The following is a 15,141-nucleotide window of genomic DNA, read 5'->3' as shown; positions in this document are numbered from 1 at the left end:
AAAAGTCGTTTGTTCACTGGGGCGCATCGGAATCCGATGTGATCGCACCGGAATCAAACCGGGAACGTCGTTCTCTTTTTCAACAGCCTGCTAGTGCCCGTCTCCCTTTGCATCACTTCCCGAGGCAATTTATGACCGATGATTTCCTGAGCTTGCGCGCGATCGGCGATAATGTCGTCGCCATCGACTGCCACAACGCATACACCCGTTCCAAAGCTTCCTTTCTGGTGCCGCAGCCCGCCGCAGCACCCGCGCAGACCGGCGACGCCGGCCGCCGCGACCGCGTCGAAACCGCGACGCTTCGCGCCGAGTTGACCGGCGACGTGGTTCGTATCTTCAGAAAGGGCGCACCCGGGCGCCCGGTGGCGGAACTGGTGGGCGTATGGACAGGCGGGGCCACGATTGCGATCGACCGCGGATTCCCAGCCTACGGCCTTGGCGGCAACAGCGCGTGGCGTCGCAAGGCTCGGGACGAATTCGACGAGCTGATGGACATCGACCTCAGCCGCTGGGGACACGAGTATCGCATCCATCACCGCTACACTGGGCAGGGCAACAACTTTTTCCCCTGGCTGCTGTCCGGCGAGGGATTCGGCCTGCTGTTCGACTTCGAGCTTCCCGATGACTGTCGATCTCCGCGACCGCTGCGTCGTCTCGGGAAAGAACATCCGCACCTTCTATTTCATAGATGGCCCGAGTCCTGCCGAGGCGCTATGCAATTACGTCAAGCTCACCGGGCTGCCGCCCATGCACCCGGCATGGGCGCTCGGCTACGAGCAGGGGACCCGTTCGTGGATGGGGCCAGCCGAACTCGATTTCGTGACCACCTATTTCCGCGAGAAGAAAATCCCGGTGGACGGGTTCGTCCTGCTGACCACTTATGGAGTGGCCCCCGGCATCGGGTACAGCCGGGGCGACTTTCACACCGGCTATCTCGACAATTATCAGGGCTGGCACAAGCGCGGAGATTACAAGACGTACAATCCCAAGCTTTTGCCGAACGGGGCGGCGGACGTTCGAAAGCTATGCGACCGCGGCTTCCGGCCAATCGTTCATGGCTATTGGGTAGGCGATTTCTCCGACGAGGCGGAAAACGAGAAGCTGTGGCAGGACTATCGTGGGCTGCTCGACGATGGCTGGTCGGGATGGTGGCTGGACGGTACCGAATATTGCGACGTCGGGGATGGAACATCCGCCGACCAGTCGTACACGATCAAGGACAAGACCAAGTTCACGGATGATTTCCGTGACGAGCACGACAACGTCTGGAGCCTGCTTCGAGCAAAGGCATTCTACGAACGTCAGCGCCGCGACTATCCCGACCAAAGGGTCTACTTCCTGAACCGTACCGCGTTCCCCGGCATGCAGGCGTATGCCACCGGCGTCAACCAGGGTGACTATTGGAGCAGCTGGCGGTTGATGAAGATCCAGACCGTCTGGCTCCTGCAGATGTGCATGTCTGGCATTCTGTTCGCGGAGACCGACATCGGCGGGTTCTATGCAACCGGGGAATTGACCGATGAGCTCTTCATCCGCTGGGCGTTTCTCGCCACTTTCACTCCAATCATGCGCTCGCACGGCACCAATTGGCGCTGCCGGCTGCCGTGGGGCTTCGGCCCGGAGAATGAGGCCCGCTTCGTCCCGCTGATCAAGCTCCGCTCCGCGATGTTTCCATACAACTACACGCTTATGGCCGAGGCGCACCGCACTGGGCTGCCGATGCTGCGCGCATTAGTGCTCGCCTATCCCGACGATATCATCGCGAGGAAAATCTGGAACGAATTTCTGTGGGGGCCGGACCTGCTCGTGGCGCCGGTCTACGAAAGGGGCGCGCCAGCGCGATGTGTATCTGCCGGAGGGCCAATGGATGCACTACTGGACGCACCAGGTCTGGCAGGGTCCGACCACCATCACGGTCGAGGCGCCGCTGGGCAAGGACCCACTATTTGTGAGAACGGGAACTGTCATTCCGCTGCGTCAGAACTCCGATACGATCCCGAGCCAGAGCGATGAACAGCTCACGCTTCTCGCCGTGCCTGGCAACAAAGAGGGTACGTTTACGCTCTATGACGATGATCGGGAAACTTATCGCTACGAGGAGGGCGAGCACTCCAAACAGCGGTTCGCCATCTCCGCTCTTGCTGCGCGGAATTCCTTCAAACTAGAAATCGGCGCAATATCCGGCCGGCACAAGGGCGTGCTCACCGCCCGGCGCTATCGTATCGAAGTTCCGTCCTCCTGCCATTCCACTGCGTGTCACACTGAACGGGCAGCCGCTGAAACGCGTGGAATCGCAAGCAGATGACGGGCAACCTTGCTGGACAATGCTGGAAGATCGCATTGTCGTCGCCACCGGCCCTATCGAAGGTATCGCGGAGGTCGCATTCCAGAGCGCCTGAGCAAGCGCCTATGCAGTGGCGTTGGCAATAAGCTGGATGGGTAACTTGAACCACCGCCTGGCTGATTTCGTCAGCCGCATGACAGCCGGATCGGGTGCCGCCTCACGCGCAGCAGCGCGAATAGTAGCGGACAGATAGTATGCGAGCTCGACCTCAAATGCGTCAGCCGATATCGAGGAGCTTCAGCACGATGGCGGCGGCCCAGATCTTACCGCTGATGACGAGATCGTCACCAATCGCGAGCCGACCACAAAAGATGATCAACGCCATTCAAGCTAGCGTCGATCGAATGTTCGACCTGCACCTGCCAGCTCTCCAGGCCGGCTTTTTGCAAAGCTCGGCAATATCCGTTCAAATGGTCGTGCGCGTTCGAAGTACGACGCGCGTAGCCGCAGATGTTCGCAATCCTGTGTCGCCCGACGTCGAACAGACGCCTGTTGGCAAGACAGTCAGCCTCGAAATCGGAATGGTCGACGGCAAAGTCGATAGGCTTTCGCGGCAGGTTGCCAACCTCGATCAGCGGAATTGGCAAGGTCTCCAGGAACCTGCGTGTCTCGATCGAAGGGAGCATGATCGCCTGTACCCGCTACGAGAGCAGCGAGCGAATTGCATAGTGCTCGCGATCACGGACAAAGTCGATTGTCCGCAGGAGTTGGCGCGATGACTCTCAAATACGCGCGGGGCGCCTTCGACGAACGGAAGATAATATCTGGCAATCAAAGATTACAGGTCGGGATGCACCGTCTGCCACTTTTTGGACGAGCTCGCTGCGGGCAGGCATTTCGAAACGAGTTTTGCGGACAACCTGAATACTCAGCCGTTGGTCGAGACGGCATACGACGTGGCCGGCCGAAGCAGCCGGCAGGCGCGGCATGCATCCGCCACCAGCACAGGAGATCGCTCCCGTGAATAACGTCGATGATTTCGAACTGCTCGACCGAACGGCAACGACCGCATTTCGCGAAATGCCCATTGTCAAGGCGCTTGAGGAGGACATCATCTTCGGGCGCTTGGAGCCGGGCACGCGGCTGACCGAGGAAATGCTCCTGGCGCGTTTTCCGGTCACCCGCCACTTCGTGCGTCAGGCCCTCGTCCAGCTGGAAGCTATGGGCATCGTTGTGCGCGAACGTAACAAGGGCGCAACGGTGCGTTCGTTGTCAGTGGAGGAAGTTAGGCAAATCTACGCAGTTCGCGAACTCATCCAGCGCCAGGCGGCGCTGTGGATTCCGCTGCCCGCGCCGGCGGCGCTGATCGACGAACTTACTGCAATCCAGGAAACCTTCGAACAACACATCCATGACGGCAACCTGCGCGGTGCGCACGAGGCGAACGATCGCTTTCACCTGACCATGTTCGGCGCGTGCGGCAACCAGTATCTCGTCGGCACGATAGAGCAGTATATGCGGCTCACCCTGCCGGTGCGGGCGTTGGTGATGGCAATGCCCGAGCAGCTCGCAATCTCGAGCGCGCACCATCGAATGATGATCGAGATGCTGAAGGGGTGCGACAATTGGGTGCTCGGACAGCTTTGTGTCGATCATCTGAGGCCCAGCAAGGCGGAGTACCTCGGTCGTGTCGATCCGAGTTAACCACCGCGCAGAGAAAGTTGAACCGTGCCCCGACTTGGTTCGTTCTCTCCGGAAACGCGAACTGCGTCTACCTGGCGCTCCTGCGCAAATCGGAAGGAAAAGCGGTGTTCACTTGCCCGATTTACCCTAGGCAGCGGGTTCGAGGCGTGCGAACGACACGCCATGCCAGAGAGAAGCGTGGACGCTGCGCGCCCGGCGCTTTTCCTTCAAGGACGAAAGCGTAGCTTAAGGCGTTGCAGACAGAGGAGAGACCTGGACGTCATGGCAGGCGAAACTGACGACGACGCAGGAAACCGTTTGCGCCTCGCCTTCATCGGCTTCGGCGAAGCCGCTTCGGCATTCGCACAGGGGTGGCGCGGCGCCGGTGTGGCGGCGCGGATCGCCGCCTATGACATCAAGACCGATGCCGCCTATGCCGAAGTGCGCAATGGCAAGTGGTCGGACTACCGGCGTGCCGGCGTTGCCGGCCGCGCGACGCTTGCGGACGCGATCAACGGCGCGGAGGCAATATTCTCGACGGTGATCGCCGACCAAGCGCTGGCCGCCGCGACCGACGCGGCAACCGTGATCAGGCGGGGCGCACTGTTTTTCGACTGCAATTCCTGTTCGCCCGGAACTAAGCGCAAATCCGCCCACCTGATCGATAAGGCCGGCGGGCGCTATGTCGACGTGGCGGTGATGGCGCCGGTGCATCCCGGCCTCCACAGGACGCCGCTGATCGTCGCCGGCCCGCACGGCGAGGCCGGTCGGCAGGTCCTTGAAAGCCTCGACATGGTGGTGCGGCTCGAACCCGGCGAGGTCGGCCGCGCCGCGGCGATCAAAATGACGCGCTCGATCATGGTCAAGGGGCTAGAGGCGCTGGTGATCGAATGCGTGCTGGCCGGCCGCAAGGCCGGTGTCGACGATCTCGTCATCGCTTCTCTCGATGCCAGCTTTCCCGGCTTCTACTGGAAGAAGCGCATCGGCCACATGATGGAGCGGGTTGCGACCCATGGCGTTCGCCGCGCCGCCGAGATGCGCGAAGTGGCGGTGACGGCAACCGAGCTGGGCTTGCCCGCGCCGATGAGCACGGCAGCCGCCGACTGGCAGCAGCGCGTCGGCGATCTGTCAGTCACGCCAGCGGATTCCGCCGACTATGGCGCGCTCACCGACGCGATCTTGGCCGCGCTCGGCGCGGCGGACGTGCCGGCCGAACGCTAGGCGTCATTGCCTGCGAACTTTCTTTTCCTTCGCCCGTTTTGTGCGACAAGCCAGAAGAGAGGAAGCAGGATGAAAGCGTTCTTCGTCTGCGCGGCGGGTTTCTCATATTTGGCGTAGCACTGCCGCGCAGTATACGCACAGCGCCGCCGCCATCCGCCCGGTCCTTTCGGTAGCTTCATCCCAAATATTTAGCGCCCGCAAACAAGGACAAAAAACAGTCACACGAGAAATAAGTACAAAAGACTTCGTTGAAGTCGTCCCATGACCAAGGTTGTCAGTGTCGATGTATGCCTAGCAGGGTCCCCCTTCGAATCCCATCGATTTCTCCACGCGCACCGTGAAGGCGGACGAATACTGCCTTGTCCGCATCACCGGCGAGTGCGGGAAGCAGGGCCTCGGCTACAGCTATGCGGTGAACAATGCCGGTACGCTCCTCGCCGATGCGGTGCGGGAGATTCTGGCGCCGCGGCTGATCGGCGAAGAGTCCACCCGCATCGAAGGGATTTGGCGCGAGCTCTACCAAGAAACGCTGTTGATCGGGCGTGTGGGCGTCGTCATGCGGGCTCTTTCCGCCATCGACATCGCCCTCCGGGATCTGTCGACGCGCAGCCCCGGACTGCCGCTGAACCGCTATCTCGGGAGCTGCGTCCTGGATCGCGTGCCCGCTTACAGCAGCGGCGGCTATTACTGGCCCGGCAAGGGCAACCGGGTACTGGTGAGGAGGCGCGAGCCTTCGTCGCGGCGGGGTACAAGGCCGCCGCGCCATGGTGCAGCCGGCGACTGCAACGCCTTCCGGGCCGAGTTGCCGCCCGATTCTGCGCACGCCCTGGACGCGAAAGTTTGATCGAACACACGCCGGATCTCGGCCTGGAGCGCCGCGTCACGCTGAGCCCGTGCCGGTACCTTGCTGGGATCGGCCCGCCGCGCGACATGGGCGTGATACCTTGACGGGGCGATCGGCAGCACACCGCAAATCGGCTCGAACCCCGTAGACGGCACGATGCCCGTCTATGAAGGCGATCCTATCTTGGACCGGCGCTCGAGCTCCGTCTGGGCAAAATAGGCGCTTGCCTTCAGCAGGGTCTCGTTGGCCTGGCGTAGCTCGCGCTTCTCGCGCTCGATCGCCTTGATGCGCTCACGTCCATGGTCGGGCCGGCGCGCAGGACTGGGTCACGCTCAGCCTGCCGGACCCAATGGGAAGCGTCTTGTCCGAGCAGCCGATCTTCGGGGCAATCGAGCGGATCGCCGCGTACTGCGAGCCGTGCTCGCCCTGGTCCAAAACCATCCGGACCGCGCGGGCGGGACCTCAGGTAAATGGGGTAGGGTTCGCTTCGTCATCGCTCCATCCTCTCAGGAATAGGAGCCTCTGACCAATCTGGCGCGGTTCATACGTTCATACGCCAGAGGCAGAGCGAACGAAATCAAGCGCGAGCGAGTAGGCGAGAGCGGGCCGGAGGTCCACGAAGGTTTGTCTTAGCCCCAAAGGCCAAGAATTCGCCGCGCACTTGTTCTTCTCCCGCCGCAATGGCGACCGATCGTAGCAGCCCGTCAACGGCCCCGGCTCCTCCGAGGCGGGGCGCGATCCGGCGCATCAGAGCCAGACCGTCATCGTCGTTGGGGGAGGCGTAGACGCCCGACCGCGCAACGCCGAGCAGCTGGCACTGCCAGCGAGCCGACAGGTCGCAATCATTGCGGTCAATGAGCGCACGACGGTCCGGGGCTCTCATCTTCCGGACCTCTCGCCAGAAAAGTTTCGCTTGATAATCAACTGCCCAATGTTGACATGTAGCTTCTCGATCTCGTGCCTCGCGCTCCATCCGCCGCCTCACCCTGGCAGTTTTCAAATGCCTTTTGCCCCCTTTCTCGAGCAGTTGCTTCTTCCAGGCGTAAATCTGGTTCCGGATGCACCTGATCACGCCGTGCCAGATCGGCTACCATCGCCCGCTCCCGTAGTCCTTCCAGCGCTATCTTCTTCAGCGCCGCGTTAATCTTCCGTCTCGTCCTCTGCGTCTTTCTCCTCGCTCCGTCTGTTGCGACGGAACGGCGCGAAATCCAATAGTCAATTGGTCCGAAATCTGGCGCTGCGCTTCACTAAACTGTCCTTCTTGTGCTTTCCAAATCGGCGCTCTTCGTTAGCGCTTTTGTCGCGAGTGTGAAGACGTATTACAACGGATCGAGCGAATCGACTCCGGATTGGATCGCCCACGGTGACGGCGAGTTTAGTCGCAAGTTTGTGCTTGATGCTCCGATGGTTGTTGAGTGCGTGAGCAACCGAGATTTCCGCAGTTCACTGGACGCCGGATATCCGGACAGCGATCGCAGAGAAGGCGAGCGACGGCCTCATGTTCGGCGGCCCGCCACATTTTTTGTACGACCGTCGTGAGCATGGAGTTGTCGAGCATCGTCTCCGCCAGCAACTTCTTCATCTTCGTGTTCTCGTCGTCCCCGCGCCTTTGGTCGCTTGGCATCGGACGCTTCCAGCCCGCCCCGCTGATCGCGTGTTTTCGGCGCACGTCAGCCGTCTTCGCCCCATTCCTGTTCCCGTAATCCCGATGATTTGCTCTTCGGTGAACAGGCTCGGCTTCATGTTCATCCCGCTCCGAGGTGATGGACTCTACCAATCCTGGGGGAGATAACGGGGCTCAGGTCAGTTAAAAGCTCCTTGAGGCTTAATAGCAATGAGCTTGCTCTAAGTGGCTAGCAGGAAGGCGCCCATGCCAAGAGACCGCTTTGCCAATAGAAGGACGGCAGTCTTGCTGGATCGGACTTTGCTGGTTCTGTCCGCCGTGACTACGGCAATCCTTCTCGCTTGGCTACTATACTACAGCAGTTACGGTCTCGAGCTCAGCCACGAAGGTTGGTACCTCAACTCCATCGCGAACCCATTCGCCTACACAATCAATATGCCGCCGTCCCTTTTTGGCTTCGTCTATCACTGGCCATATCGATGGGTGGGCGGCGACATCGCAGTGCTTCGCATGGCGAACGTCACGTTCACTATGGCGCTAGGCTGGATTCTGGCCTTTCTTATGATCCGGCGCCTCTGGACAGTGGGCTGGCGGCAGACGGCGGTGCTATCGGCAGGGATAGCCAGCCTGGCGTTGGTGGTCTCTAACGACTGGCTGCTCACCCCCAACTACAACACACTGAACTTTCAATCGCTCTTGATGGTGATGATCGGCTTGCTGCTAGCCGACCGGCCAGGGCGGATCGGCCAGGTCTTGGGGTGGGTCCTGGTCGGCGTTGGCGGCTGGTTCTGCTTCATGGCCAAACCGACCACCGCTGCGGGTATTGCCCTCGTCGTTATACTCAATGTCGTCGTCTTGCGCCGAAAGTCGTTGCTGCCCATGCTTGGCGCGGCGCTGATCGCTCTCGCTCTACTGATCGTTACCGCCTACTTGATCGACGGCGGCATCACCGGGCTGGTGACCCGTATGGTCAAGAGCGCTGAGATGGAAGTCCTGTTCGGCGCCGGGCACGAGTTATCTCTCATGTTTAGGATCAACTGGCTCGTCACCAGTCGCTCGCAACTGGCTATCGCTGTGTTAATGGCGATTGCCCTTCTGCTCAGCATTCTCATGGGGTCTACGCACAAGTTGCTCCCATCGCTGGCGCTCGCTGCGCTGTTGATCGTAACAATAGCAATTGCGCTGCTGGGGATCCATCCGATCAGCATCGAGCCCTCGACCCTATTCCTAGTGCCGGCCTTCACATGCCTTGGCGCGATGTTCTATCGTGAGGGATTGGTTCTGCGCGTCCAAGCTCCCACAAGCCTCGCTCTAGGGCTAACCTTTTTGGTCCTGCCGCACCTGTTCGCATTGGGCACCAATGCCAACTACTGGATCGGCGGTTCGCAAGCCGCCTTGTTCTGGATGCTCGCTGTCGTTGCCTTCCTGAGCCCTCTTGGGCAACAGGGACGCAGCTTCGCCGCCCTACTGCCCCTGACAGTCTTGGCACAGCTGCTCGCTGCATCGATCGTCAATGATGCCATGCTCAAGCCGTTCCGTCAGGTGAAAGATCTTCGCGCTTATACGGCTGTCACATCCCTGCCAGGTGGTGGCAAATTGATACTTCCGCAATCCTACCACGACTATCTGGCCACGGCCAGAGCCCAGGCTCGTGCCGCCGGCCTTGAAGTCAGTATGCCGATGGTCGATCTTTCTGGCCGCTGGCCCGGCCTGTTGTATGTGCTTGAGACGCGGGCGCTCGGACTACCATGGCTGACCGGGACAATTTTTTTTCGCGGTAACCTAACCCGGGAGGGTTGGTTCGGTCTACCATGGCGGGGATATCCCGGCAGTAACGCAGCCGCGGTGGAAGCACTCGGACTTGAGAATTGCGTCGATCTGGTCAAAGCGTGGGTACTGATCGAGCCGGATGGCCCGCGTCATCTTGATCATGCCAGTATCATGGCCTCCTTTGGAGCTGGGCAGGCGGACTACGTCGTCGCCGCTACGTTCGAAACTCCCAACGACGGGGATTATCCGAATGCTTACACCCAGTTTCTGCTCAAGCCCGTACGCCCCGCCGCGGTAGCGGAGCAATCCTGCCGTGAAGCCAGATACCAACGGCCGGATAGCCAGAAATGGAGCCGATGGTGAAAGCTGTGATCCTCGCGGGTGGGCTTGGAACCCAAATCTCCGAGGAAACCCACCTTCGGCCCAAGCCCATGATCGAGATCGGCGGCAAGCCGATTCTGTGGCACATCCTTAAAATCTACTCGCACTATGGCATAAACGATTTCGTCATCTGCTGCGGCTACAAGGGCTATCTGATCAAGGAATACTTCGCAAACCAGTTCCTGCACGTGTCAGATGTCACCTTCGACATGACAAATAACCGCATGGAGGTTCACAGGCACCATGCCGAACCTTGGAAGGTGACGCTGGTCGATACCGGGGAGAAGACCATGACTGGTGGTCGGCTCAAGCGAGTTGCTAATTACCTGACCGATGATGACGCCTTCTGTTTCACCTACGGCGATGGTGTGGGAGACATCGACATCATCGCATTGATCGCCTTTCACCGTCGCCAGGGTACGCTCGCCACTCTAACTGCTACCTATCCGCCTGGCCGTTTCGGCGCTATCGAAATTCGCGCTGATCACCGTGTCGCGACTTTTAGGGAAAAACCCAGGGGTGACGGGGGGATGATCAATGGTGGCTTCTTCGTTCTCTCGCCGAAAGTAATAGACCTGCTGGTGGATGACTCCACTGTTTGGGAACGCGAGCCGCTCGCGGCCTTGGCTGAACAGCAACAGCTTTCGGCCTACCAGCACCACGGCTTCTGGCAACCCATGGATACTCTGCGCGACAAGAGGTTCCTCGAAAGCCTCTGGATTGAGAGTAGGGCTCCGTGGAAGGTATGGGAGAAATGAGCGGCTTCCGGTCGGGCAAGCGCATGTTTCTCACTGAACACACGGGCTTCAAAGACTCGTGGCTCGTCCTTTGGCTGCAACATCTCGGCGCTCGGGTGAGCGGCTACGCGCTGGCTCCGCCGCCCGCAACGCCCAGACTCCTTGAAATTGCCCGCGTAGGGACCGGCAGGGCGTCGATTCTGGACGACGTGACCAACTACGATCATTTGGTCAGCACGCTTCGTAGCGCTACGCCAGATATCGTTATCCACATGGCCGCACAATCATTGGTGCTCTATTCCTATGCCAATCCAGATCGACCCTATCGTACCAACGTCCTGGGAACGGTGCACTTGTTGCAGAGCTTTCGGCAGGTGAACTCGGTCCGGGCCGTCCTCAATATCACCTACGGTAGGTGCTACGAGAACCGTGAATCGATCTCGGCCTATCGTGAAAGCGATCGGCTCGCGGCCGCGATCCCTATAGCAAGAGCAAGGCCTGTGCTGAAGTTGTGTCCTCGACCTTCCGTCACTCTTCCTTTCCGCCCGGCAGGCATGTGGGCCACGCTGTGGCGCTGGCCACTGCACCTGCCGGCAACGTGGCACGGCGGCGACTGGGCAAAGGACAGGACGTCCGACGACCGATCACATGTTCCTCGGACAAATTGCGCGCAAGCTACAATTTGAGATGTCCGAGGGAAAACGCAATTGCGCGAGTGTCATCACGTCGCCGACGAGGTAAGCGCAATGTCCAATTGCTGCATGCGGATCTCAACTGGGCGTTTAACCTCAACGACGCGCAGCCGATCCGCGTCTCCGATCTTGCCACCCACATATTGCAGCCTTCGGCTGCCTCGACAAGTTGCAGGTGGGCCTCGGCCGATGGCGCGCCACGAGAATCTAGATGTGTTTTCGCGATCATTGCTCCTGCGAGATGTCGAGCCAGGGATGCGTACCGGGCGATCGTTGAATATCCAGGGCAGTGCCGAGTCATGACCCAGGAAGCTCCTTTCAAAACTCAAAGTGGTCGACAATCGCCCCTCCCGTTGATCACGATTGCCATCCCCGTCCTCAATGAGGCCGACAATCTCGATGCACTGTACGAGCGACTTTGCTGTCTAGGCGAAACAATGGCGGGGCTCTGCACACTTGAATTCGTGTTCAGCGATAACCATTCAAATGATCTGACTTGGACGAAGCTCTCGCAGCTGGCGAGCAAGGATTCCCGCGTAAGGGCCATTCGCTTCAGCAAGAACGTCGGGTATCAACGATCAATTCTCGCCAACTATATGCATGCGCGCGGCGACGCCGTGATGCAGATCGATGCCGACCTCCAGGATCCGCCCGAACTTCTTGCCGAGTTCTTTGACTTGTGGCGATCGGGCCACCGGGTTGTATACGGCATTCGCAGGGTGCGAGCTGAAGGCGCCGCGATCAATATGTTTCGGCGGCTTGGCTACTGGACAATCGACAAGTTGAGCGAGCACCCCATTCCCAGGGACGCAGGCGATTTCCGATTGATCGATCGCGCGGTCCTCGAACGCACTGACGAGAATGAATGTGCCGAGTCCTTACCTTCGCGGTATGATCGCCGGACTCGGGTTCGAGCAGATCGGCGTTTCCTACAAGCGGGATCCTCGCACGCTCGGACAAAGCAAATTCAACCTCGTGCGAATTACCCAGTTAGGGCTTGCCGCAGTTATCAATCATTCGGTGGCTCCGTTGCGCCTTGCTTCCTTTGTCGGAGCGGCTGCGCTCTTGATCAGTATCATCGGCGGGCTGTATTTCGTCATCGAGAAGATCGTTCAGCCGGACTATCCGCGCGTGTTCGCCAGCGTTTACGTGCTGCTCTTGTTCGGGATAGGCCTGCATGCATTTCTGCTCGGTATCGTTGGAGAATATCTGCTCAATATTTATCTAATCTTGCGTGGCGAACCTCTCGCCATTGTCGAGGATGCTCTCAACTTTCGGGCGGACGAAATCAAGCTTTAGCCTCCGCATATAGCCTGCTTCTTTGTCCGGCTGAACGAGTATCCTAGTGGCTTTGGTCCGGCGCTGCGCGGTTGGTTCGCTGCTCCTTATTTAGTTCCAAGGAGCGACGTCACGCTTCGGCAGCAAGTTGGCTCTCGACCACAGCTGCTATCTCGCGTCCCTCTCTGATTGCGTAATTCGTCCCTCTGTCCTCCGGGTATATTTGCGCCATAGTGGATATATGGGCATTGTCGAACGGCGTCTTGCGTCCAGGTACATATTGCGAATACCCTCTCTCGGTGACGGGCTGCGCATAATCTGCGCGCCATACGTTGTACTCAATTACCCAGCTGCGATCCAGCTTAGGGAACATTCGTTTGAGGTGCGCAAGCGAAAATTCGAAGTACTGTTGGTCGCTGTACGACCAGACTGGATCTTCCTTGGCAAGGTAGCGCGAGAGGAATGCGACGTGGCTGTCCTTGTAGTGTTCGGGAGCATCAAGATTCGTGTGCTCGATCACGCCTACGAACGGGAAACCTGGGTCGTTCACGTTCAACCAATACGTGTTCGATAGGCCCTGTTTTAATCTGAGGACCAAACAAATATTTGCTAGGTAATTCACCTGTTGTAGGCTGGCCAACCAGTCTTGATCCGACGAATTTTGAAGAATACGCGCTATTATAGGAAATGCGGGTGTAAAAATATACTGTCGCGCGGCAAATTCTCCATGCGAAGTCTTCATCGCACAAATCGTCTGATTTTTCACGACTGCATCAGTCGCTTTAGTCTCGAAGTACACTTCTCCGCCCCCCATTCTTATCGCATTTACAAGTGCCTCGGCGAGACGACCAAAACCACCCTTAAAGTAAGCAAGTTCCTCCTCACCTTTGTCATTGCGCGTGCTTCCTCGAAGAACCAGCTTCTTCCACATCCAGACAGCGTTTACGGCATCCGCATAGATCGAAAACTTTGCTGTAATCAGCGGCTCCCAAACAATCTTGTAAACTTGCTTCCCAACGAGAGGCTCTAGCCATTCCCGAATGCTGAGATGTTCTATAGCGCGCCAATCCTTTATGCGTCGTACTTTGAAGACCAACCAGCCTAACCGGCAGCGATCGAATAGGCTTAATGCATCAAAGCGAAGAAGATCTAACGGGGTCGAAAGTCTCCACAAGCGACCATTGAAGAACATACCAGTGTTGGTTGGCAACGTGACGACATCACCGTCCATCCCAAGTTCCCGAACAAGTTCTGGGACGTTGAGATCGTGGTTGTGCCAATGATGATAGAATTTCTCGATTCTGACGCCATCCGTAAATGCGAAGGTTCCGGCGAGACCGCCCGGCCTTGAGTCGGCCTCTAGCACGGCGACTTTTCTACCTGCCTTAGTAAGATCATACGCGGCAGTTAGGCCGGTAAATCCGCCACCAACGATTACTACGTCATAACTGCTGTTTTCTACCATTTGGTCAGGTTCTTTGGGATGACATAATCTACGGGGACTTACGTTCGCAGCCTAAAAAGGCGAGGGTTCATTAGGATTGCCAATCCTCCAATCAGGGAAGTGGGAAGCCAAACCGATGCGTGAGCGAGAACAGCAAAGCTAGCCGCCTGATCCGAGGTCCCCCCAATAAATGATACGGCCGCGTAAGCGGCCAGATGAAACGGCCCAACATACCCAGGAGACAAGGGAATCAATGTTCCTAGAGCCGCGATCGCCATAACGAGCACGCCAGAGCTCGCATTCGCCGGAAGGCCAAGTCCAATCAGAAGCGACCAAAAGAGGCCAACCTCGCCGGCCCATGCCAATGCCGAAAGGAAAAATATATTTACGAGCACAGTAGGCCTGGACATTGCGTCGAAGCATGAAAACAACAGAGCGAACGCTTCCAGTACTGGCCGGATGGCTTTGTCGCGGCGCCCACAGCTTCGCAACATCGGCCGTTGAAGCCGCTCAGCGAAAACTTTACTCCAAAGAACTATAGTGATCAGCACAACTGTCGCGCCGGCAGCTAGCAGAAGTGCGGACATTCTCAAACCTGTGCTAAGCTCCACCTTGTCAGTAGCTGCGAGACCTGCTGCCAAAAACGACAAAACCGAAAGCAAGTCGGTCAAGCGCTCGAGCACTAAGGTTCCGGTCGAGATGGCTCTCGTTACACCTAAGGCCGCGGGAAACACTAAAGCTCGAACCACATCACCCAGACGCGCCGGAAGAACATTATTCAAGGCCATAGATCCCATGAACGCGCCGGCGCATGCACTAATCGAAATTGGAGCGCCAGTCGAGCGCAACATAACCGTCCAACGAAGAACGCGCGACGCATATCCAAAGGCAAACGAAATTAGACCAAACAGCAGGTACGGCCACTCAAATCCCGCCACAGCGTGGCGCACACCGGCGAGATCTATTTGCGAGATGATGTATCCAATGCAGGCGAAGCTAATAAGGATACCCACAATCATGCTAAAACATCGGCGGAACCAAAAAAAGAGCCCCGGCCTAGTTGCCTCATTCATTGACGGTACCGATCCACACGCGCTCACCTCGGGCACTCGAACGGATCGCTCCGGGGGCGCCGATCTCTCTGATGCTCTCATGGATGCTCCCATGCCTGAAACTTAAAAAG

General features: G+C 58.5%; 12 protein-coding genes, 4 pseudogenes and 1 other annotated feature. Of the genes and pseudogenes, 10 read left to right on the top strand and 6 right to left on the bottom strand.

The features are described 5' to 3' along the window. Positions 1-53 precede the first annotated feature (53 nt). Positions 54-668, bottom strand: a complete 615-nt coding sequence (locus ACSKB8_RS02875) for a hypothetical protein (protein WP_438102360.1) — start codon at positions 666-668, stop codon at positions 54-56. Between ACSKB8_RS02875 and ACSKB8_RS02870 the strand changes: the two are divergent. Both ACSKB8_RS02870 and ACSKB8_RS02865 read left to right on the top strand, forming a co-directional pair. Then, a pseudogene (locus ACSKB8_RS02870) lies at positions 622-1,909 on the top strand (glycoside hydrolase family 31 protein); the annotation flags it as partial. The gene ACSKB8_RS02875 and the pseudogene ACSKB8_RS02870 overlap by 47 nt on opposite strands. A 39-nt stretch (positions 1,910-1,948) precedes the next feature. Then, positions 1,949-2,305 carry a DUF5110 domain-containing protein gene (locus ACSKB8_RS02865; protein ID WP_438110363.1) on the top strand — a complete coding sequence of 119 codons (357 nt, stop codon included), beginning with the start codon at positions 1,949-1,951 and terminating at the stop codon, positions 2,303-2,305. A gap of 323 nt (positions 2,306-2,628) precedes the next feature. Here ACSKB8_RS02865 and ACSKB8_RS02860 read toward each other — a convergent pair whose 3' ends face one another. After that, the gene (locus ACSKB8_RS02860; protein ID WP_438102358.1) at positions 2,629-2,970 is read right to left on the bottom strand and encodes a hypothetical protein; all 342 of its coding nucleotides are present in this window, start codon (positions 2,968-2,970) and stop codon (positions 2,629-2,631) included. Between the two features lie 394 nt (positions 2,971-3,364). Here ACSKB8_RS02860 and ACSKB8_RS02855 point away from each other — a divergent pair, with 394 nt between their 5' ends. The 3 genes and pseudogenes from ACSKB8_RS02855 to ACSKB8_RS02845 all read left to right on the top strand — a co-directional run. Next, entirely contained in the window at positions 3,365-3,988 is a 624-nt protein-coding gene (locus ACSKB8_RS02855; RefSeq protein WP_438110361.1) for a GntR family transcriptional regulator, read from the top strand. 261 nt (positions 3,989-4,249) lie between these two features. Beyond that, positions 4,250-5,188: a DUF1932 domain-containing protein gene (locus ACSKB8_RS02850; RefSeq protein WP_438102356.1), complete on the top strand. Its 939-nt coding sequence runs from the start codon at positions 4,250-4,252 to the stop codon at positions 5,186-5,188. A 313-nt stretch (positions 5,189-5,501) separates the two neighbouring features. Beyond that, positions 5,502-5,816, top strand: a pseudogene (locus ACSKB8_RS02845) (mandelate racemase/muconate lactonizing enzyme family protein); the annotation flags it as partial. A 129-nt stretch (positions 5,817-5,945) separates the two neighbouring features. On the opposite strand, the pseudogene ACSKB8_RS02840 reads toward ACSKB8_RS02845, so the two are convergent. Then, positions 5,946-6,526, bottom strand: a pseudogene (locus tag ACSKB8_RS02840) (transposase); the annotation flags it as partial. Then, positions 6,137-6,254 (bottom strand) — a sequence feature (AL1L pseudoknot). (Overlaps the previous pseudogene by 118 nt.) An 881-nt stretch (positions 6,527-7,407) precedes the next feature. Then, entirely contained in the window at positions 7,408-7,614 is a 207-nt protein-coding gene (locus ACSKB8_RS02835) for a hypothetical protein (protein WP_438102354.1), read from the bottom strand. A gap of 327 nt (positions 7,615-7,941) precedes the next feature. Between ACSKB8_RS02835 and ACSKB8_RS02830 the strand changes: the two genes are divergently transcribed. The 5 genes and pseudogenes from ACSKB8_RS02830 (at position 7,942) to ACSKB8_RS02810 (ending at position 12,535) form a co-directional block, all read left to right on the top strand. Then, complete coding sequence (locus tag ACSKB8_RS02830) at positions 7,942-9,789, top strand: hypothetical protein (protein WP_438102353.1); 1,848 nt, start codon at positions 7,942-7,944, stop codon at positions 9,787-9,789. Further along, on the top strand, positions 9,786-10,565 hold the full coding sequence (gene rfbF, locus ACSKB8_RS02825; protein ID WP_438110360.1) for a glucose-1-phosphate cytidylyltransferase: 780 nt from the start codon (positions 9,786-9,788) through the stop codon (positions 10,563-10,565). Before ACSKB8_RS02830 ends, rfbF begins: the two co-directional genes overlap by 4 nt. Next, a complete protein-coding gene (locus ACSKB8_RS02820; RefSeq protein ID WP_438102352.1) occupies positions 10,562-11,230 on the top strand; it encodes a GDP-mannose 4,6-dehydratase in 669 nt (222 codons plus the stop codon). The genes rfbF and ACSKB8_RS02820 overlap by 4 nt, the downstream gene beginning before the upstream one ends. A gap of 305 nt (positions 11,231-11,535) precedes the next feature. Further along, positions 11,536-12,024, top strand: a pseudogene (locus ACSKB8_RS02815) (glycosyltransferase family 2 protein); the annotation flags it as partial. A gap of 79 nt (positions 12,025-12,103) precedes the next feature. Continuing rightward, complete coding sequence (locus ACSKB8_RS02810) at positions 12,104-12,535, top strand: hypothetical protein (RefSeq protein ID WP_438110879.1); 432 nt, start codon at positions 12,104-12,106, stop codon at positions 12,533-12,535. A 109-nt stretch (positions 12,536-12,644) separates the two neighbouring features. Here the strand turns inward: ACSKB8_RS02810 and ACSKB8_RS02805 are convergent, their stop codons facing one another. Together ACSKB8_RS02805 and ACSKB8_RS02800 are read right to left on the bottom strand one after the other, a co-directional pair. Continuing rightward, positions 12,645-13,979 carry an NAD(P)/FAD-dependent oxidoreductase gene (locus ACSKB8_RS02805; RefSeq protein WP_438102350.1) on the bottom strand — a complete coding sequence of 445 codons (1,335 nt, stop codon included), beginning with the start codon at positions 13,977-13,979 and terminating at the stop codon, positions 12,645-12,647. 38 nt (positions 13,980-14,017) lie between these two features. Continuing rightward, the gene (locus ACSKB8_RS02800; protein WP_438102348.1) at positions 14,018-14,977 is read right to left on the bottom strand and encodes a lysylphosphatidylglycerol synthase transmembrane domain-containing protein; all 960 of its coding nucleotides are present in this window, start codon (positions 14,975-14,977) and stop codon (positions 14,018-14,020) included. Between the last annotated feature and the right edge of the window lie 164 nt (positions 14,978-15,141).

The sequence above is a fragment of the Bradyrhizobium sp. BR 1432 genome, from assembly GCF_051547705.1.
GTDB lineage: Bacteria > Pseudomonadota > Alphaproteobacteria > Rhizobiales > Xanthobacteraceae > Bradyrhizobium > Bradyrhizobium zhanjiangense.
This window is presented reverse-complemented; position numbering and strand designations above follow the sequence as displayed.

Coding starts and splice junctions, on each gene's coding strand:
- ACSKB8_RS02855 (WP_438110361.1), top strand. CDS start 3,365: ATGCCCATTGTCAAGGCGCTTGAGGAGGACATCATCTTCGGGCGCTTG.
- ACSKB8_RS02860 (WP_438102358.1), bottom strand. CDS start 2,970: ATGCTCCCTTCGATCGAGACACGCAGGTTCCTGGAGACCTTGCCAATT.
- ACSKB8_RS02805 (WP_438102350.1), bottom strand. CDS start 13,979: ATGGTAGAAAACAGCAGTTATGACGTAGTAATCGTTGGTGGCGGATTT.
- ACSKB8_RS02820 (WP_438102352.1), top strand. CDS start 10,562: ATGAGCGGCTTCCGGTCGGGCAAGCGCATGTTTCTCACTGAACACACG.
- ACSKB8_RS02835 (WP_438102354.1), bottom strand. CDS start 7,614: ATGAAGAAGTTGCTGGCGGAGACGATGCTCGACAACTCCATGCTCACG.
- ACSKB8_RS02850 (WP_438102356.1), top strand. CDS start 4,250: ATGGCAGGCGAAACTGACGACGACGCAGGAAACCGTTTGCGCCTCGCC.
- ACSKB8_RS02875 (WP_438102360.1), bottom strand. CDS start 668: ATGTTCTTTCCCGAGACGACGCAGCGGTCGCGGAGATCGACAGTCATC.
- ACSKB8_RS02800 (WP_438102348.1), bottom strand. CDS start 14,977: ATGATTGTGGGTATCCTTATTAGCTTCGCCTGCATTGGATACATCATC.